Annotated in this window: 20 protein-coding genes and 1 other annotated feature; of the genes, 2 read left to right on the forward strand and 18 right to left on the reverse strand. The window is 51.1% G+C overall.

The features are described from left to right. Window positions 1-79: 79 nt before the first annotated feature. The 10 genes from dnaK to gpr all read right to left on the reverse strand — a co-directional run bounded on the left by dnaK (window position 80) and on the right by gpr (window position 12,199). A complete protein-coding gene (dnaK, locus tag M4D81_RS02270; protein WP_071222919.1) occupies window positions 80-1,921 on the reverse strand; it encodes a molecular chaperone DnaK in 1,842 nt (613 codons plus the stop codon). Between the two features lie 86 nt (window positions 1,922-2,007). Continuing rightward, window positions 2,008-2,619 carry a nucleotide exchange factor GrpE gene (grpE, locus tag M4D81_RS02275; RefSeq protein ID WP_260064294.1) on the reverse strand — a complete coding sequence of 204 codons (612 nt, stop codon included), beginning with the start codon at window positions 2,617-2,619 and terminating at the stop codon, window positions 2,008-2,010. A gap of 63 nt (window positions 2,620-2,682) precedes the next feature. Next, complete coding sequence (locus tag M4D81_RS02280) at window positions 2,683-4,224, reverse strand: TCP-1/cpn60 chaperonin family protein (RefSeq protein WP_194541623.1); 1,542 nt, start codon at window positions 4,222-4,224, stop codon at window positions 2,683-2,685. Window positions 4,225-4,237: 13 nt separating this feature from the next. Then, entirely contained in the window at window positions 4,238-5,272 is a 1,035-nt protein-coding gene (hrcA, locus tag M4D81_RS02285) for a heat-inducible transcriptional repressor HrcA (RefSeq protein ID WP_071222916.1), read from the reverse strand. 108 nt (window positions 5,273-5,380) lie between these two features. After that, the gene (locus tag M4D81_RS02290) at window positions 5,381-5,842 is read right to left on the reverse strand and encodes an N-acetyltransferase (RefSeq protein ID WP_260064298.1); all 462 of its coding nucleotides are present in this window, start codon (window positions 5,840-5,842) and stop codon (window positions 5,381-5,383) included. 76 nt (window positions 5,843-5,918) lie between these two features. After that, window positions 5,919-7,085, reverse strand: a complete 1,167-nt coding sequence (gene hemW, locus M4D81_RS02295; protein WP_260064299.1) for a radical SAM family heme chaperone HemW — start codon at window positions 7,083-7,085, stop codon at window positions 5,919-5,921. A gap of 204 nt (window positions 7,086-7,289) precedes the next feature. Beyond that, window positions 7,290-9,107: a translation elongation factor 4 gene (gene lepA, locus M4D81_RS02300; protein WP_071222909.1), complete on the reverse strand. Its 1,818-nt coding sequence runs from the start codon at window positions 9,105-9,107 to the stop codon at window positions 7,290-7,292. Window positions 9,108-9,195: 88 nt separating this feature from the next. Further along, the gene (locus tag M4D81_RS02305; RefSeq protein ID WP_475486667.1) at window positions 9,196-9,603 is read right to left on the reverse strand and encodes a hypothetical protein; all 408 of its coding nucleotides are present in this window, start codon (window positions 9,601-9,603) and stop codon (window positions 9,196-9,198) included. 55 nt (window positions 9,604-9,658) lie between these two features. Then, a complete protein-coding gene (locus M4D81_RS02310; protein ID WP_260064301.1) occupies window positions 9,659-11,032 on the reverse strand; it encodes a stage II sporulation protein P in 1,374 nt (457 codons plus the stop codon). Between the two features lie 165 nt (window positions 11,033-11,197). Further along, on the reverse strand, window positions 11,198-12,199 hold the full coding sequence (gpr, locus tag M4D81_RS02315) for a GPR endopeptidase (protein ID WP_260064303.1): 1,002 nt from the start codon (window positions 12,197-12,199) through the stop codon (window positions 11,198-11,200). A 162-nt stretch (window positions 12,200-12,361) separates the two neighbouring features. On the opposite strand from gpr, the gene rpsT reads away from it, so the two are divergent. Then, a complete protein-coding gene (rpsT, locus tag M4D81_RS02320) occupies window positions 12,362-12,634 on the forward strand; it encodes a 30S ribosomal protein S20 (protein ID WP_053489175.1) in 273 nt (90 codons plus the stop codon). Between the two features lie 233 nt (window positions 12,635-12,867). Here the strand turns inward: rpsT and holA are convergent, their stop codons facing one another. The 6 genes from holA to M4D81_RS02350 all read right to left on the reverse strand — a co-directional run bounded on the left by holA (window position 12,868) and on the right by M4D81_RS02350 (window position 20,237). Beyond that, entirely contained in the window at window positions 12,868-13,887 is a 1,020-nt protein-coding gene (gene holA, locus M4D81_RS02325; RefSeq protein WP_260064304.1) for a DNA polymerase III subunit delta, read from the reverse strand. A gap of 286 nt (window positions 13,888-14,173) precedes the next feature. Then, a complete protein-coding gene (locus tag M4D81_RS02330) occupies window positions 14,174-15,439 on the reverse strand; it encodes an anti-sigma factor family protein (RefSeq protein WP_260064305.1) in 1,266 nt (421 codons plus the stop codon). Continuing rightward, window positions 15,436-15,984, reverse strand: a complete 549-nt coding sequence (locus tag M4D81_RS02335; RefSeq protein WP_036644490.1) for an RNA polymerase sigma factor — start codon at window positions 15,982-15,984, stop codon at window positions 15,436-15,438. The genes M4D81_RS02330 and M4D81_RS02335 overlap by 4 nt, the downstream gene beginning before the upstream one ends. 188 nt (window positions 15,985-16,172) lie before the next feature. Continuing rightward, window positions 16,173-18,896 (reverse strand): ComEC/Rec2 family competence protein, encoded by a 2,724-nt coding sequence (locus M4D81_RS02340; protein ID WP_260064306.1) that lies wholly within the window; start codon window positions 18,894-18,896, stop codon window positions 16,173-16,175. 117 nt (window positions 18,897-19,013) lie between these two features. Continuing rightward, a complete protein-coding gene (locus M4D81_RS02345; protein WP_100535884.1) occupies window positions 19,014-19,532 on the reverse strand; it encodes a deoxycytidylate deaminase in 519 nt (172 codons plus the stop codon). Window positions 19,533-19,580: 48 nt separating this feature from the next. Further along, window positions 19,581-20,237, reverse strand: coding sequence for a ComEA family DNA-binding protein (locus M4D81_RS02350; RefSeq protein ID WP_260064307.1), 657 nt, complete (start codon window positions 20,235-20,237; stop codon window positions 19,581-19,583). Between the two features lie 172 nt (window positions 20,238-20,409). On the opposite strand from M4D81_RS02350, the gene comER reads away from it, so the two are divergent. Then, a complete protein-coding gene (gene comER, locus M4D81_RS02355) occupies window positions 20,410-21,252 on the forward strand; it encodes a late competence protein ComER (protein WP_071222895.1) in 843 nt (280 codons plus the stop codon). Here the strand turns inward: comER and leuS are convergent. Together leuS and M4D81_RS02365 are read right to left on the reverse strand one after the other, a co-directional pair. Continuing rightward, window positions 21,233-23,674 (reverse strand): leucine--tRNA ligase, encoded by a 2,442-nt coding sequence (leuS, locus tag M4D81_RS02360; protein ID WP_260064308.1) that lies wholly within the window; start codon window positions 23,672-23,674, stop codon window positions 21,233-21,235. The two genes, comER and leuS, sit on opposite strands and share 20 nt — an antisense overlap. A gap of 89 nt (window positions 23,675-23,763) precedes the next feature. Further along, window positions 23,764-24,016: a binding site (T-box leader), on the reverse strand. 40 nt (window positions 24,017-24,056) lie between these two features. Beyond that, window positions 24,057-24,938, reverse strand: coding sequence for an AraC family transcriptional regulator (locus tag M4D81_RS02365; protein ID WP_216533798.1), 882 nt, complete (start codon window positions 24,936-24,938; stop codon window positions 24,057-24,059). Between the last annotated feature and the right edge of the window lie 16 nt (window positions 24,939-24,954).

The following is a 24,954-nucleotide window of genomic DNA, read 5'->3' on the forward strand; positions in this document are numbered from 1 at the left end:
CTCTTTATTACTCTTTTACATAAGGAAAGCCAAAGTGCGAAGATGCGCAGCTTTGACCTTCCCATACAATCTATTCAGATTAACCTTTGTTTTTATCTTCGTCAACAACCTCGTAATCTGCATCTACGACATTGTCTTTCTTAGGAGCGCCGGCGTCAGCACCTTCAGCACCTTGCTGTTCCTGTTGTGCTGCTTGCTCATACAGCTTTACGGACAGCTGCTGAACGATTTGAGTCAACTCCTCTACCGAAGCGTTAATCTCTTCGAGGTTATCGGATTCAAGGGCCTTCTTCACTTTGTCTTTCGCTTCGTTCGCTTTTTCCACTTCGGAAGCATCGACTTTGTCGCCCAGATCCTTGAGTGTTTTCTCGGTCGTGTATACGAGTTGGTCCGCATTGTTGCGAGCTTCTACCAACTCTTTGCGTTTACGGTCTTCTTCGGCATGAAGCTCAGCGTCCTTCATCATTTGCTCAACTTCAGCATCGCTCAAGCCGCTGGAGGACGTGATCGTGATCTTCTGGCTCTTGCCAGTACCTTTATCCGTCGCCGATACATTTACGATACCGTTCGCATCGATGTCAAAGGTAACTTCGATTTGCGGCACGCCGCGCGGTGCTGGAGGAATGTCTCCAAGCATGAAGCGTCCCAGCGTTTTGTTGCCGGCAGCCATTTCGCGTTCACCTTGCAGCACGTGAATTTCAACGCTCGGCTGATTATCGGCATACGTGGAGAATACTTGGGATTTGCTTGTTGGAATCGTTGTGTTGCGGTCGATCATTTTGGTGAATACGCCGCCTGCGGTTTCGATACCGAGGGACAACGGAGTTACGTCGAGCAACACAACGTCTTTAACGTCACCTGTCAATACGCCGGCTTGAACGGCTGCTCCAAGCGCAACCACTTCGTCAGGGTTTACGCCTTTGTGAGGCTCTTTGCCTGTCAATTTCTTAATCGCTTCCTGTACGGCAGGAATACGAGTGGAACCGCCGACAAGGACGATTTTGTGAATATCGTTAGCGGTCAAACCTGCGTCGCTAAGCGCTTGACGAGTCGGGCCAAGCGTACGCTCTACCAGGGTAGCCGACAATTCTTCGAATTTAGCACGAGTCAGGTTGATCTCTAGATGCTGAGGCACGCCGTCAGCAACGGTGATGAACGGCAGCGAAATCGTGGTTGTCAGTACGCCGGACAATTCTTTTTTCGCTTTTTCCGCAGCGTCTTTCAGACGTTGAACAGCAGCTTTGTCTTTGCTGAGATCGATGCCTTGCTCTTTCTTGAATTCGGCTACCAGGTAGTCAATGATCACTTGGTCAAAGTCGTCGCCGCCAAGCTGGTTGTCCCCGCTGGTTGCTTTTACTTCGAAGAAGCCATCGCCCAGTTCAAGAATGGAAACGTCGAATGTACCGCCGCCAAGGTCATATACCAGGATGGTTTGATCTTCGGATTTCTCCATGCCGTAAGCCAATGCAGCAGCTGTCGGCTCGTTGACGATACGCAGCACTTCAAGACCCGCGATTTTACCGGCATCCTTGGTCGCTTGACGCTGGCTGTCATTAAAGTATGCAGGAACCGTAATAACCGCCTGGGTTACTGGTTGGCCCAGATAGGCTTCCGCATCGGATTTCAGCTTCTGCAGAATGATAGCAGAGATTTCTTGCGGCGTGTAGTCTTTGCCGTCGATGGATTCTTTGTGATTTGTACCCATATGACGCTTAATAGAGATAATGGTACGATCCGGGTTGGTGATCGCTTGACGTTTCGCTGTATCCCCAACGATACGCTCGCCGTCTTTCTTAAATCCGACAACGGATGGAGTCGTACGAGCACCCTCCGGATTCGGAATAACTACTGCTTCTCCACCCTCCATTACGGCTACGCAGGAGTTGGTTGTTCCTAAGTCGATACCAATAACTTTGCTCATGTAAAAATTTCCTCCTTATTCATTCACACGAATCCTCGCATGATCTTCATCAATTTTTTATATGATAAACGACTATCGAAAGTCGCTTACATGCTCACTTTAACCATTGCAGGTCTTAACACTTTATCTTTAAGCATATATCCCTTCTGCACTTCCTCAACCACGATGCCTTCCTCGTATTCCTCGCTTTCCACCTGCATGATCGCTTGGTGATACTCCGGATTGAACGGCTCGCCTACACTCTTCATCGCGGTCAAGCCTTCGGTGGCAAGGACCGATTCCAACTGGCGGAAGATCATGCTGACTCCCTTAGAGAAGGATTCAAACTCCGGGTTCTCCTCGGATGCCTGAAGGGCACGCTCAAAATTGTCGATGACGGGCAGAAGCTCCGTAATCAGTTTGGAAGATGCATATTTGCCCAGATCCTCTTTCTCCTTCTGGGTGCGACGACGGAAGTTGTCAAAATCCGCTTGAACTCGCAGGGTACGCTGCTGGTGCTCCAGCACCTCAGCCTGAAGCTTCTCAAGCTCTGCTGAACCTGCTTCATCCGCCGATTCCGTTACAGGAATCTCCTGTTCGGGATTAACGGCTTCCTCAGCAGACCCGCTCTCACCCGTGTTTGGCGTGTTCTCCAAAGTTTCTTCCATCATTTCTTCTGTAACTGTATCTTGAACGGCATCCTTATGCTCTTTATTCAAGACGCCTTCACCTCCTTCATAGTCTAAAACAGTCTATCCGTGATTTGTTCTATACCTTAAGCGTTATTCGCCTATTTCTTTCATCTTGATGACGTGATGAATCCGCAGCACGGCTGCTGCCACTTCACCGGCTGCCCGCAGGCCGTGAAGTTTAACCGGTGCCGGATCCAGCACGCCCAGCTCCTCATAATCAACAACCCGGCCGCTGTCGCAATCAATACCCATGCAATCAGAGTCTGCACGAATTTGCGCAGCGCGCACTTCTTCCATCTTCTCGAGCGGGTTGTAACCGGCATTGAGAAGTATCTGCGACATCGGCTTGCGCAGAGCCGCCGATACGGCTTCCATGCCGAAGGCTTCCATGCCTTTCTGAGCCTCCCGGATCCGTTCCAACTCGTAGGACACCGCGAGTTCGCTTGTCCCGCCGCCCGGAAGCACCCCTCCGGAAACCGCAGCCTGAAGTGCCGAGGCCGCATCTCCCGCGATTCTGGCCGCCTCGCCTACGACCTCGGAAGTGCTTGCCCCAACAATGACCGTCACGATACGGTCCTTGTCTTGGCTGCCGCAGGACAGCCGGATTTTCTCGATGCCTTCATCATAAGCGACACGCGGGGTATCACCCAGAAGGACCGCAAGCTCCTTCGAGTCTTTATGTAACGCCTTGCGGCGTATGGGAGTAGCTCCCGTCATATCGCTTACCCGGCGAAGATCCGCACGGGACACGCGCGGCACAACCATCATGCCGTGATCCAGGCAAAACTGCTCCGCATCCGGGTGGATGCCTTTTTCAAGCAGGATGAGTTTTACGGACAGCTCGGACAATCTCTCCAAATCTGAAGCGAACACTTTTCGGAGATCCATATATTGCGCAAATCCGGCTTCGGTTGTGAGCGCCTCTTCATCGATCTCATCCGGCTCCAGAGAATCAAACAGCACCAACACCTTTGCATCGTCATAAGACCTGGACTCGCGGGCGAAGATCGGTCGCTGCCGGAGCAGGACCCCCTCAAACACTTCATTCTCGGCATTCTCCAGGGCAATTATACTGTCTGCGAGCGAGTAGGAAGGATCCTGAAGACGGGTGATTCCGGCTTTCCGTGCAGCTTGCATAATCAGCTCCACGATGTCCTTCCGTTCACGCCCCGCAACGTACACCGTCCGTTCCAGCAGCGGATCATCCAATCCGTCGATCAGCCGAACCCGCTTGGTTAAAAGCTCCATCGACTTCTCGATTCCTTGACGCAGCCCCTCCACCACCTTGGATGCAGGCACTCCGCGGGTGATGCGGGAAACCCCTTCCTGCACAAGTGCGCCTGCAAGCACGGTAGCCGTTGTGGTTCCGTCGCCGATTTTCTCCTGCTGCGCTCTTGCCACCTGAATGAGAAGGCGGGCAGCCGGGTGGGTGACATCCATTTTATCCAGAATCGTTACCCCGTCATTGGTAATGACCACTTCGCCGCGGGGACCTACCAGCATCACGTCGAGCCCCTTCGGACCAAGCGTGCCTTCTACAGCGGACGTGACGGCCCGGACGGCATTACTGTTGTTTAATAGCGTAGAATAACGTTCATCTCCGTCCACTTGGCTATGTTGTCCTTGGCTCATCTGTCTCACTCCTTTATTTGTACCAGTGTGACAACAGCTTCGTCAGATCATGGGATAACACATTCAAGATGCCGATCACCCGTGCATATTCCATTCTAGTAGGACCGAGAATACCAATCGAACCGAGCGCTTTTCCATCTATTGAATAAGTCGCAGTAATCAAACTGCAATTGGAAATCGCTTCATGCGTATTTTCCGTACCGATCTTCACTTGGACACCATGCTCACCGGGAGCAGGAGCCATGAGTTTCAACAGTGCGGGTGTCTGTTCCAGAAGCTCGAAAATCTCCCTTACCTTATCCACATCCTTGAACTCCGGCTGATTCAGCATGTGGGTCGTTCCGCTAAGATATACGCCGCGATGGTCCGGTTCATTGTTAAGGGCGATATCCAGCATACTCATGAGGTCTTCATAATGTGAAATATGCCGCTGCATTTCCTCGCCAATCTCCGTATACAAACGGGTCTTGAGTTTATATAGAGGCACGTTGACCAGCTTCTTGTTCAGAAGATTGACCACTTGCTCCAGATCGGAAACGGACACACCCTGCGGAATCGAAACAATCTTGTTCTCGACTTGCCCTGTGCTGGTTACGATGATGGCTACCGCTTGATCCTCATGGAGAGGAAGAAGCTGGAAATGACGCAAAGACGTATGAAAAACTTCCGGTCCAAGCAGGATGGAAGTGTAATTAGTCATCTGAGACAGAATGCCAGCTGTATGCTGTATCATCTGCTCCATCACGTTCAGCTTTTCTGCAAAAAAGGATTTCATCATATGCAGTTCCGCAGGGTTCAAGGAAAACGACGACGTGAGATGATCAACATAATAACGATATCCTTTATGTGACGGAATTCGTCCAGCTGATGTATGAGGCTGCTCCAGAAAACCGAGTTCCTCCAGATCAGCCATCTCGTTACGAATGGTTGCCGGACTGTATCCGACATCCCCACGTTTGGAAATGCTTCTTGAACCAACCGGCTCGGCAGAACGGATATAGTCATCCACAATGGCATTCAAAATCATGCGTTGACGATCTGTTAACATGTCGCTCCCCTCCTTGCTGACTGCTTAATTTCACTTTCGTTAGCACTCATCGCCATCGAGTGCTAACCGATATAACAAAAATACCAAACCGACCTGAGGATTGTCAAGTCAGTTCAGTACTTTAAGAACAGCTATTTCGTCACAAGCATGCTGCTTCTTGCAGTGAATGCAGTCGGTCCACACTTTCTCCGGGAAAATCTCCTTCTCCACGACGGCAAAGCCGTTTTTGATGAAAAAGGATACCTCGTACGTCAAGGCCATCACTTTCGGAAGCTCGCGCCGTTTCGCTTCTTCCAGAAGGGAATCCACCAGCATGGAGCCGATTCCTTGCCCTTTATAACCATCGGAGATGCCGAGTGAACGAATCTCCACCAGATCATTTCCCAGCTGGCACAAGGAACCGCAGCCGATCACGTTCCCTTCGGATTCGGCCACAACGAATTCCCCGATCTGTTTCTCCAGCACTTTTTTGGACCGGGGCAGCATAATGCCCCTTTCCGCATAACCCTGAATCATCTGATACAGCGGCTCGACATCTTCTATCTTCGCCTTTCTGCATACCGCCGACATTGTTGTCCGTCTCCCCTTTACACGCTCCGTCATGTTATGAATAAATATACAACAGAGCGCATATAAGTTCAATAGATTAATTTGTTGACAAGCTGCCTATAAATTCGGCAAACACATCGTTGCCGAACAGAATGCCTTTACTGCTCAGTTTATATCCGTCATCCGTGGAATCGAGAAGTCCCGCACCTACCATTTTATTCAGCGGGCCGGCGAATACCTCTTCCATGGAAATCCCGAATTGCTGCCGGAACCGGCTGCGCGAAACGCCATCCAGGACTCGGAGCCCGACCATGAGGAAATCCTCCATCGCTTCTTCTCTTGATACCTCAAAGCTCTCCAATCGCGGAAGTCCTTGATTCGCTGCTTCATTATATGGGTTGACGCCTTTAATGTTCACATGGCGCTGACGACCGATGTATCCGTGAGCTCCCGCGCCCAAGCCATAATAATCCTCGTTGCGCCAATACGTCATATTATGCCGGCTCTCAAAGCCGGGTTTAGCAAAATTACTGATCTCATACTGTTTATATCCGGCAGCCTGCATCCGCTCCATTAATAGAAGATACATATTCAGCTCGTCCTCCTCATCCGGAAGCGGCAGCTGGTTTCGCTGGTACATCGTATGGAACAGCGTGTTTTCTTCAACCTTCAGGCTGTAGATTGAATAATGAGGGAGTCCAAGCTCCAGCGCCTTATCCACGCTTTCCGCAAGCATGTCCAAGGTTTGGTTCGGGAGCCCAAACATCAAATCGATAGACATGTTATCAAAGCCTGCTCTTCTGGCATTCTCGAGACTACGATACACATCATCCGTATCATGTATCCGGCCGATGCCGGTCAGCAAGCTGTTCTGGAAGGCTTGCACCCCGAAGCTGATACGGTTCACGCCGCCTTCGCGCATGACGGACAGCTTCTCCAAGTCCGTGGTGCCGGGATTGGCTTCCATCGAAAATTCAATGTCATCGGACCATTCCGGAAAATGGCGCTTCACGCTCTGCAAGAAGTATTCCATTTCATCCGGCTTCAGCACCGTTGGAGTCCCGCCGCCTACAAATATGCTTTTGATTCGTCCAGGCGGGTTGGCCTGAACGGTCAGCTCCATTTCCTTATCCAGCGCGCGCAGATAATTCATTACCGGCTGATCCTTCAACACGTAGGAATTGAAATCACAGTAAAAACATTTATTGGTACAAAACGGAATGTGGATGTACACCGCTTCCGTCCGTTGATCGTTTGCCGTCATTCTTTTCTTGCCCCCTCATGTACACCTCTGGCATGACTTACTTTAAGTAACTTCTCGGAAGTTCCTTCTCTACTATAACGCTATGCTTCTTGGAATGAAAGAAAGGAAAGCCGAGAATCGGCTTTCCCATCATTTACTTCATAAGACTATATACGCAGGACAGCCTACCCTGTTAACTCTTGGGCTGGCATTCCTATGCAAAATTTACTTGTCGTCGATTTTCAGTACCGCCATGAAGGCTTCCTGCGGCACTTCAACGCTGCCGACTTGCTTCATCCGTTTCTTACCTTCCTTCTGCTTCTCAAGGAGTTTCCGTTTACGGGAGATGTCACCGCCGTAACACTTGGCAAGAACGTTTTTGCGCATCGCTTTAACCGTTTCACGGGCAACAACCTTGGTACCGACAGAAGCTTGAATCGGCACTTCGAACATTTGACGAGGAATCAGCTCGCGCAGCTTCTCGCAAATCGCCCGTCCGCGGTGATAAGCACGGTCCTTGTGCACGATAAAGGACAAGGCATCCACCTGCTCGGCATTGAGCAAAATGTCCATTTTGACCAGATTGGATCGACGGTACCCGGACAGCTCGTAATCGAATGAAGCATATCCTTTGGTGCTCGATTTCAACTGGTCGAAGAAATCATACACGATTTCCGACAGCGGTATTTCATAGGTAATGGTAACGCGCGTTGTGTCCAGGTATTCCATGTTTACGAATTCGCCGCGTTTATTCTGGCAGAGTTCCATGATCGCTCCGACATAATCGTTCGGAACGATAATGCCTGCTTTAACATAAGGCTCTTCGACATAATCGACCTTGCCCACCTCAGGATAATGAGACGGGTTATCGATCTGGATCTGCTCTCCGTTCGTCAGCGTAATGCGGTAAATAACGCTCGGCGCAGTCGTAATCAACGGTATGTTAAACTCTCGTTCAATCCGCTCCTGGATGACATCCATGTGCAGCAGGCCAAGGAATCCGCATCGGAAACCGAATCCGAGTGCGCTGGATGTCTCCGGCTCAAAGCTGAGTGATGCATCATTAAGCTGCAGCTTCTCGAGCGCCTCGCGCAGATCATTGTAGTCCGACGTTTCGATTGGATACAGTCCGCAGAATACCATCGGGTTGATTTTGCGGTAACCCGGAAGCGGCTTGGCCGTCGGACGCTTGGCATCCGTTACCGTATCACCGACCTGCGTATCGCCAACGCTCTTAATACCAGCCACGATGAAACCGACATCGCCGACGTTAAGCTCATCCACGATGGACATGCGCGGCTTAAACGCCCCCACCTCAATGACCTCGAAGGTTTTGCCGGTAGCCATCATTTTGATCTTGGAGCCGGCTTTAATGCTTCCGTCAATAACGCGCACATATACGATAACGCCTTTGTAAGGATCATAATGGGAGTCGAAAATCAGCGCTTTCAGCGGTTCTTCCGAATCGCCGGTTGGCGCAGGAACTTTCTGAACCACCTGCTCCAGAATTTCCTTGATTCCGATGCCGGCCTTGGCAGAAGCTAATACGGCATCGCTGGCATCCAGACCGATGACATCCTCAACTTCCTGCTTCACCCGCTCAGGATCGGCGCTTGGCAAGTCAATCTTGTTAATGACAGGCAGAATTTCAAGATTGTTATCCAGTGCCAGATATACGTTGGCCAATGTCTGCGCTTCAATTCCCTGTGCAGCATCAACTACGAGCAGCGCGCCTTCACAAGCAGCCAGGCTTCGTGATACCTCATACGTAAAGTCGACGTGCCCTGGAGTATCAATCAGGTTCAATATATACTCCTCGCCGTCATCGGATTTGTAATTCAGGCGAACCGCTTGCAGCTTGATGGTAATCCCGCGTTCTCTCTCCAGATCCATCTGATCCAGTACTTGCTCTTGCATTTCACGCGAAGTTAACGCGCCCGTAAATTCCAATATACGGTCAGCAAGCGTCGATTTCCCATGGTCTATATGTGCAATGATACAGAAATTACGAATTTTTTGTTGTCTTGCTTGTACGTCTGTCATGCCTAACCCCCAACAACCACCAGATGTTTGAATCAACTTATTATACCAGTTGAGGGGATGCACAGCAATGCTGAGAATAAAGGTGAATTTATTCCGTGATCGATCCGAACATCGATACGACCCAGCGTATGCTTTTGTCAGACAGCTGCTGGAGCAGTCCTGCCGTCTTATCGGCCAGCACATCGGCAGGCGGTTGCGAACGCTCGGGAAGCAGGATGTCGCTGGGCGTCGGCTCATATTCGGGCAGGGTCTTACGAGCATCTTCTTCTAGAACAGCGGACTCTGATACGGGAGGGTTCTTGCGCGTCCCTCCCCATCCATTCCCTTGAGCAGCCCCGCCTTGCGGATCCTGCGCATGGTTTTGCTGCACAGTTTGCACGGCTCCGGTACCGTCTGCCGGTACTGGCGCTTTTGCCCCGCCAAGCTGCATGCCGACCAATATGCCGATGCCTGTCCATATGATAAGAGCCACCAACCGTTTTCCCATTCTTGACATCACTGAGTCCCTCCCCGATTTACCCGTTCACACTTGTCGACTTACCGCCGAGCCGTTAGCCTGCTTTGGCTGCTTGATCCTCTGTTCCTTTGTTGCTTCCGCCCTTGGTTCCCGCGGAAACGGACTGCTTCTTCGTTTGATCGTTGTCTTTTTTCACGCTGGCTTTCTCCGCCTCTTGCTCCTGCCAGTACACATCTGCAATGATGTCCGCCAACGCTTCAGCCGTCCGCTGCAATTCTTCCTTCGTATTATCGATGCCGCCGATTTCGATCAGGATACTGTTTGGCGACAGGGATTGATTATATTCCCCGTTCCCTTGATCCGCTGATTTGCCCCACACGCCCCGAGACACCCCGGGATAGGATTTTTCCAGCTTGGCATTGATTTTGCTTGCAAACGCCTCGTTCTGTCTCCAGTTCTCGTTCGCATGACCGATGATGAAGTAAACCTTGGCGTAATTAACGCCGTTTACGGTTGCCGTCGTTTTGTTATAACGCTGAGAATCCCGATGGATATCGATCAGGTAATTAATGCCGTCGTTCTGGGACATGGCCTCCATGACCATCTGGCGCGAGTATTTATAAGAAAAGTTATAATTGTATCCTTCAATGGTAGATTGATAGTCACTTTTATCATGCAGGGTGCCAATTCCGTTTGCCTCAAGTCTTTTACTCAGAAAGCTGCCCACCAGCATGACGTTCTTGCTTGGGGATACAGCCCCCGGATTATCGGATGGATGCGTGAGCAGCGGGTTATATGCTTCCTGTGGGTGCGAATGATAGATGAGTACAGCTTTCTTTCCATTCGTAGACTTTCCATCCTTGGAGGTGCTTCCAGGGTCATTCTTACTGCCAGGCTCGTCCTCCGTGCCCTGATCCGGGACATCCTCGCCATTATCTTCATTGCCGATCCCCCGACCGCCTTGGGGCGGCTCTTCCCCGGCATCAGAAGGATTGCCTTCCGCCTGCTCCTCTGCTGGATCCGGCCGGTAATCCGCCGGTGCTTCCCCTTCCTCGTTCCCGGAGCCATGTGACAGCTGTACCGGTTGATTTGCCTTCATGCCGGGCAATTCGCCCGCAAGCAGGCTTTTCGGGTCCCTCGGGTTCACGCTCGTAAGCAGTTCAAAAACGAAGGTCGACATTTTCTCGCCGGAGAAGCTTGAGGTCTCTTTGGAAGCCGTCATATGCGGCATCTCCATGCCGATCATATCGATGAAAAAATGGCTGGATAACGAAGCGGCCAATCCTTTCATTGACGACACGGGCGAGGAATTCATCCGCTGTTCCGCCATCCCTCCAAGCCCTAGTAAAATAAAAAATATAAGAGAGCCTAGCATCAGTATAATGAGCGTTCGACCCATGCTCAGACCTTCCATGACCTTCCGTTTCAGTCTGGCAATATTCCAGATGCGAAACTTGCGATTGTTCATAACGATGTCCTCCTCGGTTCGCCGGGACCAATCCGGCCATCATTCCGCCGTTCCCGCGACTTGTGTAATCTCTTATATTTCAAATCTATGAACCGGGGAGAATCGATAGAACTAGATCCATGAAAAATATAAAAGCTCCGATAGATTCGGAGCTTTTATACCGGGTTAGTGCGTGTACGCACCTACATTGCCGGGATCCACAGCCTCATGCAGCGCTGCATTTAGGCCGGTTGCGACGATATTGGCGATGTCCTCTATAAATTCGTCAATCTCCTTAGGCGTTACGATAAGGTCATGGCCCAGCGGCTCCAGCACCTCCTTCACCAGCGCGAGGCGCTCACCTTCGGGTATATCATGAAGCATACCCATAATTTTGCCCGTCTCCGGCGCACCTTCGCCAAAATGGGACTTCATGAGCTCAATTGCGTTATTAACGATGGTGGAAGCATAGCAGACGGTTGGAACACCGATGGCAATGCAGGGAACTCCAAGAATCTCCTGCGTCAATCCCTTGCGTTTATTGCCGACACCAGAGCCGGGGTGGATCCCGATATCCGCAATCTGGATGGTCGTATTCACACGCTCCAGCGAACGCGAAGCCAGAGCATCAATGGCGATGATCAGGTCAGGACGGATTTGTTCCACGATCCCTTGAACCGTTTCGCTGGATTCAATCCCTGTCAGACCGAGCACACCAGGCGCTACGGCACTAACCTGACGATAACCTGGCGCTACCCGATCCGGCATAAGCTCGAAATACTGACGGGTGACCATCACGTTCTCCACCACAAGCGGTCCCAGCGAATCCGGCGTCACATTCCAGTTGCCAAGCCCGACAATGAGCACGCTTGCCTTGGGTCCGATCCCGATCCGGGACATGAATGCCTCGAACTCACGGGCGAAGACAACGGACACCTGATCTTGAAGCTCCGTATCCCCCTTGCGAAGATCGGGCACCTCCAACGTGACGTAATGGCCCTTCACTCTGCCGATTTGCGTAGAGGCTGCTTCGTTCTCCACGTCCAGCCTTGTAATCTTGATTCCGTCCTCCTGCACCACATCCTCCAACACACCAGGAATGGGCGCACTGCCTTTTCCTCCCGCCAGTTCTCTTGATTCCACCGCCAGGTCCGTTCGGACCGAATATTTTTGCAGATCCAGATCCATCTAAATTCACACTCCTCCTCATATTGCTAGTAGTGTGCGAGAGTACGGGAGAGATTATGCAGAAGTCCGAATGAGTATTGCTTTTTGTCCACCCCCATGCTAAAATATTTTAAGTTGTGAATCATTTCGCTCTATTGAAATGCCTTACAGGAGGTGAATGTAATGCCAAACATCAAATCCGCGATTAAACGTGTAAAGACAAGTGACAAACGCCACGCGCTTAACATTTCTCAAAAATCCGCGCTTCGCACAGCTGTTAAAACTGCTGACGTAGCGTTGAACGGTACAGAAATCGAAGCTGCTAAAGTTGCTTTCCAAGCTGCTTCCAAGAAGCTTGATAAAGCCGTTACGAAGGGCCTGATCCATAAGAACGCAGCTGCCCGCAAAAAGTCCCGTCTGGCGAAAAGACTGAACGCTCTTACGTCCCAAGCGTAAGTAACGTTTGTTGAATACGACATGGAAAAAGCCCTGAACAGTTCACGCTGCTCAGGGCTTTTTGTGGTACATTGATCGACGTGCTCTTCTCGGTAGACAGACCGCTTTATAGCGGACGTTTTTCTTGCGGGGTCAGGCAGGCGAGCCTCTGTTGTCCATGCTTTCTGATTTCTAAAGAAAAAGAGCGTACGACTGCTCCCGCAGCCGTACGCTCTTAACTATTTGCGGATATCCTAAGCCCCAAGCCGCAGCAAAAATAATTCAATGCCCAGCACCTTATCCACGGCCCCGGTCTTCATCTGGTAATCCAGATTCGCCAGATGGTTCAGTATGCCTTCAAGGCGAGCTGTCTCAAACTTGCGGGCTTGCTCGCCCGCTATCTTCACCGCATAGGGGTGCAATCCGATCTGGGAAGCAATTTGCTGCTGCGAGTAGCTCTGGGTCGATAGAGTCTTCACCTGCAGAATAATTCGGAACTGTCTGGTAATCAGCGCCGCAATCTTGATGGGCTCCTCGCGCTGCTTCAGCAGTTCGTAATAGATTCCGAGCGCCTTGTCCAATCGGAGATTCGCAATATCCTCTACAAGCGCAAATACATTCTGTTCCGTGCTTCGCGCTACCAGCATATCTACGGTTGCGACATCAATCACTCCGCCAGCGCCAGCATATAAGCACAGCTTTTCGATCTCACCTGATAATGTCTGAAGGCTGGTTCCCGCATTTCGCACGATCGCCTCCGCCGCACCTTCCCGCAGCGCGCAGTCGCCCTTCTTCACCTGCTTGTCCACCCAGCGCAGCAAATCCTCCCCGCCCAAAGGCATGAAGGACAAAGCAACCCCCGATTTCTTGACTGCCTTGACTACCTTTTTCCGTTCATCCAGCTTTTCTTGTCCAACCATAAAGACAATCACACTATAATCAGCAGGATTGGTCAAATAGTCCAGCAAAGCCTCTGGACGATGATCCACTTTCCCGTTATCTTTTGCTGCGGTAAAAAAAGCCGTATCCCTGACCATGATCAGTTTTTTTTGAACCATAAAAGGAACCGTCTCCGCTTCTTCAATAACGGTTTGAATCGGAACTTCCCCTAAATCCATATGAACGAGGGCAAAATCACGGTCTTCTCTCGGGATCAGCTGGGCTTCCAGAAATTCGGCGAATTCCTTCATTTGAAATTTCTCGCTGCCATACAACAAATAGACGGCAGACACCTCTCCCTGCTTAACCGCCTTGGCCGCCGCTTTGGCATCCATCGGCGCCCCCCCTTTCTACTCTGTACACTATACCAAAAAAGAGTGCCTGAATGCGAGATGACAAGCATAAAAATGCAATCGTCCACACGAAAACAAAGAGACCTCGGCTTTTGGCAGCGGCAAGGTCCCTTCGTCCCAACACATCTATATAAACGCCGGCAAGTATGCTCTAGAAACACCTCGCCGCCGGTCATACGACGGTAGTTGGTATCATGCTCTCTCTAATATATAGTGTATTCATATCTCCTGGCATTGGTGCACCGACTGTATATATCTCTGAACATTTCTATGATTTAGGCTGCTTCTGCCCCGTAGATGCCGGTGGCTGGGACTTCTCAATGGAATAGACGGATTCAACCAATTCCTTATGGGTCTGCACCTTATATTTGAACGTTAAGCCGTCCTCGGACCATTGACCGGATACCCAGCTTCCGCCGAGCGGAATTGTCTCAACCGTTTCAACCGCATCCGGCGAAGTTTGGCTTCCCGATGGCAGACGATAGATAATCAGATGATCGGCCTCCAGCGAGGCTCGGTAGAGACCGTCCGGGGAGGACCACTGTTCCGGCACCATCGCCAGTCCTTGGTACGATCCGGATGACCTGTCGGATGATTCGGCGCTTCCCGTGACCGCATCACCGGCAGGATCGCTAATTGGAGGCAGCATCTCAGACGTGGTATCCGGTTCCGTAGGTGACGTCTGGACATCCATGGTTTCAGAACTCTGCTCAGGTTCATTCGCCGGAGGGTCAGACGGACTTCCGGTATCGGTTTTTGGCACCTCATTGTTGCTCGTTGCAGGTTGGTCTGGCGCTTGGGGTTCCCCAACATCTTTCATCTGAACCGGTTTATCGGGTGCTGTAACATCTTTATTGGTGCCATTAGCCGCATCCGATGGCTCCTTCGTTGCCTTCGTATCATTCGGGGCAGGGTCGGAATTGGCTTCCGGTGACGATTCCGATGGCGAACTCCGCAGGCTTGCGGATGAATCGTTCCCCTCATTCGATTCGCCTCCCGTCTCCGTGCCGCCTTCGGCGGCAAACGGCTGAGCCATTTCCTGATTCTGCGTGGCAGCCGATTCGTCATTCGTCCCGGCACTGGTCGTGCTAGCCTCTTCGTATGGAAGCTCCGCATCGGATAACATCTTCGGTTCATTATTAAAGATCGCTACGCCGAGAATAAGTACAGCCGCGGCGGCCCCGATAGCAGTTCTACCGCCAATCGTGCTCCACCAGCTGCCCGCACGTCGCGGACGCCGCATTTCCGGCATCATTTCGGCTGGCTCCTGGCTTTTCAGTGCTGGAGGTACGACAAGGTTCTGGCGATCACGGTCAATGGCATCCAGTCTAGGCATGATAGCGTCTACCAGACTGACAGGCGGGGTTACGGCCGGAAGATCCTCAAGCTCTCTGTTCAATGATTTCAATATATTAAAGGTCTCAGCACACATGGGGCACACGGCAATATGCTGATACATTTGGGCCGTCTCCTCCGAAGTGAGATCCCGGTCCAAATACCGGTGCATACGTTCCACCACCTCTTGGCAATTCATCCTGATACACCACCTTTCTGATGCTCTTGGAGCATATTCTGCAGCTGCTGCCTGGCCCTGAACAAATAGGATTTCACCGTATTGAGCGGGAGGTTCAGACAATCAGCAATTTCGTTGTAGGATAGATCCTGCAAATACCTTAAGACAATGACCGTACGATGATGGTCCGGCAGTTGATTAATGGCTTCCTGAATATCCTGAGCCAGATATCCCGACATCACTTCCCGTTCTACATCGAGATTATCCCGAAACACCAGATCATGTTCATCGATGGAAACCGTCGGCTTTGTCCTGCGGAATTTATCAATGCATATGTTAGTGACAATCCGTTGGACCCAAGTTTTGAACTGAGCCTTCTCCTCGTAGGAGTTAATCTTCGTATATACACGTATAAGTGCTTCCTGGGCTGCATCCATAGCATCCTGTTCATTGTTTAAAATGTAATAAGCAGTTCGGTAAACATGTTGCTCAATTTCTCGCAATAGGGTGATTAGAGCGTCGCGATCGCCCGATTGAGCGGCTCTTATGAGTCCCTGCTCCACCACAGTGGATCCCCCTCTCCCTGCATACATACAGACGGATAAAATTAAAAAAATGTTGCAGTATGTAACCTATTATTTTTTCAGGAAACTTCATCTAACTATACCAAATATAAAGATTATAGTCACCGCTGCATTTTTCCTATTAAAGATCATACTACGAATCGATGTCCCAAGGACAGCGGGCTGTTTATTCAAGGTAGCTTCGTGCGCGTGTCAATATGTCCCTCCTTGATCCTCATCTGTATTTCACCATGAAGATTGGTCTGATAGATCAGATTGGTGGAACGTTCCAACCGTCCTACCACATCCGGATGAGGGTGGCCGTACATATTGTTAACGCCAGCAGAAATAACCGCTATCTTCGGCTTCCATGCATTCAGCCATAACTCGGATGTCGAGGTTTTGCTGCCGTGATGGGCAACCTTCATAACATCGATGCGGTCACCGGCAGCAGCAAGCCGTGAAATGATATCATTTTGTGAAGAACGTTCCTCCAGATACAACAATATTTTATGTTCCGCAGCTTGGTCTGTGTCACCCGTAAACAAGATCCGGCTGCCGTTCATTTGAAGGACAAATACTAGTGAAGCATGATTCTGCTCCTTAATCAACGGTAAAGGTTTTATGATTTCTCCACTTTCTGGGAAAACAGGCGCTAAAAATTGGATTTCCGTATGGCTGTCAAGCTTCCATACTTCCCGATCCACTCCAGCCTCGTATATGGGAATGCGCTGTTGTACAGCGGTTAACATCAGCTTCCGGAAGGAAGCGGAGTCAGTTAAGGTCCCGTTGAACAGAACTGATTTTACCGGGATTTCCTGCAAGACAGCTTGAAGACCGCCTATATGATCCTGGTCTCCATGGGACATGATGACAGCCTCAAGCTGGTGCACGCCCCGTTTTTTCAACAACGGAACCACCACCTTCGCTCCTACCTCATACGGGGCCTTCCTTTCCTTCCAAGCATCCTTTTCCTTACGAAAATTCACCGTCCCACCACCGTCAATGAGAATATGCTTGCCCTCAGGTGTTGTTACGAGTATCGAATCCCCTTGTCCTACATCCAGAAATTGCACAAGTCCCGCTCCGTGCATAGATGGAGATTGATAGCCGCCGTACAGCAAAAAAACCAAAGCTCCGGACAGCAGGACGATCGCAGCTCTCGCTGCATAGCGTTCGATATAATCACTGGCGCGAAAAAAACCTCTCCATCGCAACGCATCGGCCCATTGATCCACGAGCGGAAACATGCCGGTTGCACCAGACAAATCTCTTTTACTATCCAAGGATACGCGTCCTTCCAATGGAACGGTATCATCCGATCCGATCCGCTCTCCTTCGCGATTTTCGGATCTCATCTTCAGAATGGACAGCAGCGAATACAGCACAACAAAATAACATAAGATCCAGGCTAACGATGGGGACGGCCACAACGTCATCAAAGCGGATGAACCATTCATCCATTCAACGACACGGAACGTCATTTGGTTTAACCATTCGGTCACAGCTGCCAACCAGCCAGCTCCGCGCATCCATACCCACCCCACCAGCAAAGACACCATACCTAACGGAAGAACGACCAGGCTAATCACCGGAACCAGGATCAAATTGGCGAAAACAGATATCAGCGACACCTGGTTAAAATAATAAATGGTTAGGGGAAAGGAGATCAGCTGCGCTACGACCGTAATTCCGACGGTTCCCGCAAGCCAGCGGGGCAAGAATGACAGCAGCGGCATCAGCTTTGGTACGAAGATCATCAAGCCCGCCGTTACGATGAATGACAGCTGAAAGCTGACGTTCACGAGAAAATACGGGTTCCACAGCAGCATGATGAGTGCGGCAACACTAAGGATATGCAGTCCATCCTTCAAAAGTCGCCGCCGTGCGGCATACAAACCGATCATCCCCATAATGCCGGCACGGACAATAGAAGGACTTGCCCCGGTAAGCAGGACATAAACGGGAATCAGCCACATAACCAAAGTCAGCGAGGTCTCCCTCGTCATTCGAAGGTTTGTGCATACGAATAAGAGGCATCCCACAACCACTGCCACATGCATGCCCGATATCGCAAGAATGTGAGTCAACCCCAAACGCGAGAACTCCATAAACGTATCGGGATCCAAATCATCCCGATTGCCAATCACAAGTCCCTTCATATAACCCGCATGGATTCCGCCGTACAATTGATCCAGCTTGCCACCAAGCTTATGGCGAACGGCATCCGTCCATCTTAGAATATGACTTACATTCCAGCTGTCAGGCGGGGTGACCTTCGCTAGGTCAGAGCCCTTCACTTTGACCATCCAATGAATCTTCTGGGTTCGCAAATATTGAGCATAATTAAATCCGTCAAAATTGCGGGCTTCTCCAGGTTTTTGCAGCTCTCCGGTCAGCTCTATGCGGTCCCCGCGCTGCCATCGATGAACCGTCTCCAGCTCCGTTTTGTCCATTAGTTTCACTTGCACCCTGACGATATCATCCGTCTTCAGCAAGGTGCCGTTATCCGGATTCGCTTGTTTTTGGGGCGCTGGAGGCTTTGTTAGCTTGATATCAACTTGATGCAGGGCAACATTGAAATCCGCGCGGTCGCCATCCACTTCTATTGGGGTTGTGATTACACCAAAGGCAGTAACAGGAACAGCGTCCGTCGATGTCTCCCCTGAGAGGACCGGCTCGATATCACTTACATTGGCCGCGTCATGCCATTCCCAGTAAGTACCCGACATGCACAAGGAAAACAGCATGCAGAGCGTAAATAGGCGTCCCGCCCCCGCCCAATGACACACAGCAAACAGGATGAGAATCAGCCCGGCTGCAATCATGGCCAGCCTCCATCCGTCGTACAGGCATGCAGCACCGCTGCCGATTACCCACATCACGGTAAACATAAGTAATGGCCTTCGCTTCATGATTCCAACAAATCCCTTCATCATTAAAATAAAAAAAGGACCTTGGCCTGCATATGCAGTCAAAGGTCCTTCCTCTGTGACTTTCTATTCATTTTGTTCCGTAATCTTATACATGAATCATTCCGCTACCGTCATCAAGGTTTCGCGCGGCGGCTCATACGCTTCAAGCTGCCGGAACAAAATCCCCTTCTGTTCCATCATGCGGGACACCTTGCCCGAATCCTTCGGATAAGGACGGTGGAACACAACCTCGACAATGCCGCTGTTGGCAAGCATATTCGCACAGGTCCAGCAGGGCTCATCCGTCACGTACACCGTGCTGCCTTCCCGATCGATCCGGTCCGTGAATAACAGCAGATTCTGCTCGGCATGAATCGTCCGGATGCAGCGCTGTTTCTTCACCATGCTCTCCTTGCCGTCCTGCACGACCAGTTCATAATCCTCGGCGATCATACAGCCCGCTTCCGAGCAATCAGGCACCCCCATCGGCGCGCCGTTATAAGCCGTCCCGAGCAGCTTCTTCCCCTGCACCAGCACCGCCCCGACATGACGCCTCGGGCATTGGGAGCGGGTTGAAACCATAAAGGCAATATCCATAAAATAAGTATCCCAATCTTTACGTTGATCTGCACTCATCATTTGTCACCTGTTCCTTATCAATATCGCCTTTATTGTAGCACATAGCTAAAGTCCAACGTAAGGCTTCATCTTCTCCAGCATTTTGGGCCCGATGCCCTTTACGTTCATCAAGTCGGCCAGACTTTTAAATGGACCGAACTGATTCCGATAATCGATAATGGCCTTGGCCTTCGCCTCGCCAATGCCAGGCAGCTCCATAAGCGTTGCAGCATCCGCCGTGTTGACATTAATCAATCCGGATGGATCCGGAGCTGCTGGTGACTGCGCTGTACTGTTAACAGGAGCTTGCTGCTGTAACTGCTGACTGACACCTTCAGCCTGAGGCGGTAAAAGGGGCGAAGAAGGTTGACCAGAAGCCGAAGACGGAGCTGTATGGTCTGCTATACCGCTTCCTGCCACTCCTTGGTCTTGGTCTGGCATGGAGTCCTTCGCATTACTGGCAGGCTCGATCTGCCCCGCCTGCGTGCTCTTTGCAGCAGTCTTCGAATCCGTTTCGGCTCCAGACGGTTCCACATCCTTCTGCCGGGAATCAACCCCGGACGTCTTCACACCCGCATTCTCTTCGGCCGCAACCACCTGCTCCAGCTGATCGTTCAGCGGCTGCCAGCCCTCGATCCCCTGATCCGCACCACCGGCAAACAAGATGAACCCGCAGCCAGCAATCGTTGCGGCAAGACTCCAGCCTAAAGATATCTTTTTCATCGATTGACCTCTCCTTAACTTTAAAGTTCATTTTGTACATACCCAGGAATATTCTTCGGTTTCCCCACCGAAATCGCATGAAAAACCGTCATGAATCGGCATCTTCCCCGCATACATTAAACGTAAGGACGGTACATTTCTGCCGTAAAGCGCGAAAGGAGGGAACATACACATGAAGGTCGGTTTTATCGGTACGGGCAGCATGGGTAGTCTGTTGATCGATGCCTTCATTCAATCGGGCGCACTCCTGCCTGAGCAGATTCGGGTCAGCAACCGAAGTCCTGAAAAGCCGATGCAGCTGGCAAAACGTCATCCCGGTCTGACGGTATGCAGCTGTAACACGGAGACGGCTTCTCAGAGCGACCTGCTATTCCTATGTATAAAGCCGCTTGAATTCAAATCTGTCATCAGCGAAATCAAAGATCGGCTTGAAGTCCGGCAAATCGCCATATCCATCACGAGTCCGGTCCAACTGATCCATCTGGAATCATCGCTGCCCTGCAAGGTGGCGAAAATCATACCGAGCATCACCAACCTAACCGGAGGCGGAGCATCGTTATGCATGTACGGTTCCCGAATAAAAGAAGAAGACAGGCAGCTTATAGAAAGCCTCCTGTCTTATATCAGCAGGCCGCTCGAGATACTGGAATCGCACACGCGAATCACTTCCGATTTCTCCAGCTGCGGACCTGCTTTTTTAAGTTTATTCATGGAAAAATGGATCGACGCTGCCGTTGAAATGACCGGAATCGACCGCAGAACCCTTAATGCATTAGCCGGAGAAATGCTGCTTGGCACCGGCAAGCTGTTAACGGAGGAGGGCTTCTCCCCCGAACAGCTGCAAGAGCGGGTTGCGGTTCCCGGAGGCATCACGGCTCAGGCTTTAGCACTGCTGGATTCAAACCTGAACGGATTGTTCTACCAATTGATCCAAACCACACACGACAAGTATGAGGAGGATTTGGCAAAACTGGATGCTGCCTTCGGTTTTACGATTAACCGGCCACGATATTGACCAGTTTGCCCGGTACGGCAATGACTTTGCGAATACTCTTTCCTTCCAGCGCCTGCTTGACATTCGGAAGGGAGAGGCTATGTTGTTGCATGGCTTCTTGGTCCATGTCTTTCGAAATTTTGGCACGTTCTACGATTTTGCCGTTAACTTGAACGACTATCTCCACTTCGGCCTCTACAGTCCAAGCCTCGTCATACTCCGGCCATGGCACGTAGGTTACGCTCTCCGTGTAGCCTAAACGGCTCCACAGCTCTTCAGCCAGGTGAGGGGCCAGCGGGGAAAGCAGCTGCACGAAGTTCTCCATCGCTTTGCGCGGAAGCTCTTCCGTCTTGTATCCCTCGTTGATGAATACCATCAGCTGGCTGATCGCTGTGTTAAAGCGCATATGTTCAAAGTCTTCGGTCACTTTCTTAATCGTTTTGTGCAGTGTACGTTTGAAATCGTCCGTACCCTCGCCTTCCACGATTTTAGGGTTCAATTGACCGTCGTCCCCGATAAACAGGCGCCATACGCGGGAGAGGAAACGAAACGTTCCTTCAACGCCGTTGGTGTTCCATGGCTTAGTTGCTTCCAGCGGCCCCATGAACATCTCGTACACGCGCAGCGTGTCGGCTCCGTATTCGTTAACAATATCATCCGGATTGATGACATTGCCGCGGGATTTACTCATTTTTTCATTATTGTTGCCCAGGATCATACCCTGATTGACCAGCTTCTGGAAAGGCTCCTTCGTATCGACAACGCCCAGGTCATACAATACTTTGTGCCAGAAGCGTGCATACAGCAAATGAAGCACCGCATGCTCCACACCACCGATGTACAGGTCAACCGGCAGCCATTCCTTCTGCTTCTCCTTGGAGCACAATTCATCATTATTGCGTGGATCGATATAACGCAGGTAATACCAGCAGCTGCCGGCCCATTGCGGCATCGTGTTCGTCTCGCGGCGGGCTTTCATGCCGGTTTCGGGATCTACCGTTTCCACCCACTCCGTAACGTTAGCCAGTGGTGATTCGCCGGTACCGGACGGTTTAATCTGATCCACATCCGGCAGCAGCAATGGGAGCTGATCCTCAGGCACGGTCTTCATCGTTCCGTCTTCCAGATGCAGAATCGGAATCGGCTCACCCCAGTAGCGTTGACGGCTGAACAGCCAGTCGCGCAGACGGTAAGTTACCTTCTTCTTGCCCTTACCCTCTTGCTCCAGCCATTCATTCATCGCCTGGATAGCCTCTTCATTGTCCAACCCGTTCAGGAAGCCGGAATTCACATGTGCGCCACTGCCGCTGTATGCTTCCTCCTCGACATTTCCACCCTGAACGACTTCAATAATCGGAAGACCGAATTGCTTCGCAAACTCCCAGTCACGGCTGTCATGACCCGGAACCGCCATAATGGCACCCGTTCCATAGCCGGCAAGCACATAATCCGCGATCCAGATCGGCACTTTAGCGCCGTTTACCGGATTAATGGCGTATGCACCCGTGAATACACCGGTTTTATCCTTGGCCAGATCCGTCCGCTCCAGATCACTTTTACGTGCTGCTTGATCTTGATAAGCCTTGACGGCTTCACGCTGATCGGCTGACGTAATCTTATCCACGAGGTCATGCTCCGGCGCCAGAACGCAGTAGGTTGCCCCGAACAGCGTATCCGGACGGGTCGTGAACACCTCCAGATGACCATCGTAACCTTCGATGTCAAAACGAACCTCAGCGCCTGTGGATTTGCCGATCCAGTTGCGCTGCATATCCTTCAGGCTTTCGCTCCAGTCCAGTTCATCCAGATCTTCAAGGAGACGATCCGCGTATTCGGTAATGCGCAGAATCCATTGGCGCATCGGTTTACGTACGACCGGATGGCCCCCGCGTTCGCTCTTGCCGTCGATGACCTCTTCGTTCGCAAGCACGGTACCGAGCGCTTCGCACCAGTTCACCGGCACTTCAGCCACATAGGCAAGGCCGCGCTTATAAAGCTGGATAAAGATCCACTGGGTCCATTTATAATATTCCGGATCGGTTGTGCTGATCTCGCGGTCCCAGTCATACGAGAAGCCCAGAGATTTGATCTGGCGGCGGAACGTATCGATATTCTGCACGGTAAACTCGCGAGGATGTTTGCCTGTGTCCATGGCATACTGCTCCGCTGGCAAACCGAAGGCGTCCCATCCCATCGGATGAAGCACGTTGTATCCGCGCATCCGCTTGTAACGGGACACGATGTCAGTCGCCGTGTACCCCTCCGGATGCCCTACGTGCAGGCCTGCTCCTGATGGATACGGAAACATATCCAGCGCATAAAATTTCGGTTTGGATGATGAATCTTCCGTTTTAAAGGTTTTGTTCTCATCCCAGTATTGCTGCCACTTCGGTTCGATGGCCTGCGGCTGATAGCCGTGGCCGGTTGGTTGATTGTCCGTCATACTCCATTGCTCCTCCTTCACAGTCAAGAGGCAAGGCCTGTGCCGTTGCCCAAAAAAACAAAAAAACCTCATCATCCATAGCGCTGATCGCTAGGGACGAGAGGTTTGATTCCCGTGGTACCACCCTAGTTAGCCAAAGGCATGCTTTGCCTTTCACTCCCTTTGCATCCTTATCGCGGATGAGACGACGATGCTTCAGCGGCCGAATCTGCCGAAATACAGCGGCCGGGTTAACACCATTGCTCCGAGGCGAGTTCATTCCTATCGTCAACCGGTTTTCACCAGACACCGGCTCTCTGCATGATCGAAAGTGGAACGATTGATCCTCATCATCGCGTTCATATTACCGTTTTAATGTGGCTATTATACCCAAAAAGTCCGATCAAGTCAACGAAAGCTCTTCCCCGCTTCTGCGATAATATTCCGGCGTCGTTCCGACCATGGCTTTGAACATCCGGCTGAAATGAGCCAAATGCTTGAAACCTGCCGCCTGGCTGATCTCCGTGATGCTGAGATGCGGATGGAGCCTGAGCAATATTTTAGCTTGGTTAATCCGCCGGTGATACAAATATTTAAACACCGTCGTTCCGGTAACCTCCTTAAATAAGGAGGATAAATAGTGTTTCGTAATATGCATATCGCGGGCGATTTGCTCCAGCGTCAGATCCTGCATATAATGTTCCTCGACGAACGATACGACATGCTGGACATGCCGCTCTTTCTCGGAGATGGAGTCCTGGTCCTGCACAGCGTCCTGGCACCAGTCCGCGATGACGTACATCATCTCCTGAATACGCAAGGTCATCCGTTCCTGGCGAAAACCGGCCGTGGATGCCGAGAGGCGATGTATATCGGCCAACATGCCTTCAAATTCGTCCCGATTGGCCCCTGTCAGTGTCATGCGATGATTTCGCAGCGATTCGAAGGGATCCAGCAATATCGATTTGGCCGTCTCCGAAAGCCCTTTGCAGATCCAGGCCGGATCGAAATGCAGAATGCTTCTGACGTATCTGGAATCGGGCTCAACATTCGGACAATGGAGCGTAAGCCCGTTCATCAGGAGCAGATCCCCCGGTTTCAGGGTGAAAACGGAATCGCCGATCAAATAAGTGCAGCGTCCTTCATGGAAATAATAAATTTCATAAAAAGCATGCGAGTGAAACTGCCCTCCCGACAACGGCTGTTCATTGTAATAGGTCAGATCAAACGGCGCTTGCAGCTGCATGCGGTCAAAGCCTGGCATCATATCGACAGATGAGGTCATCTAGAGAATCGCCCCT

The sequence above is a fragment of the Paenibacillus sp. p3-SID867 genome (assembly GCF_025142895.1).
Taxonomy (GTDB): Bacteria; Bacillota; Bacilli; order Paenibacillales; family Paenibacillaceae; genus Paenibacillus_AQ.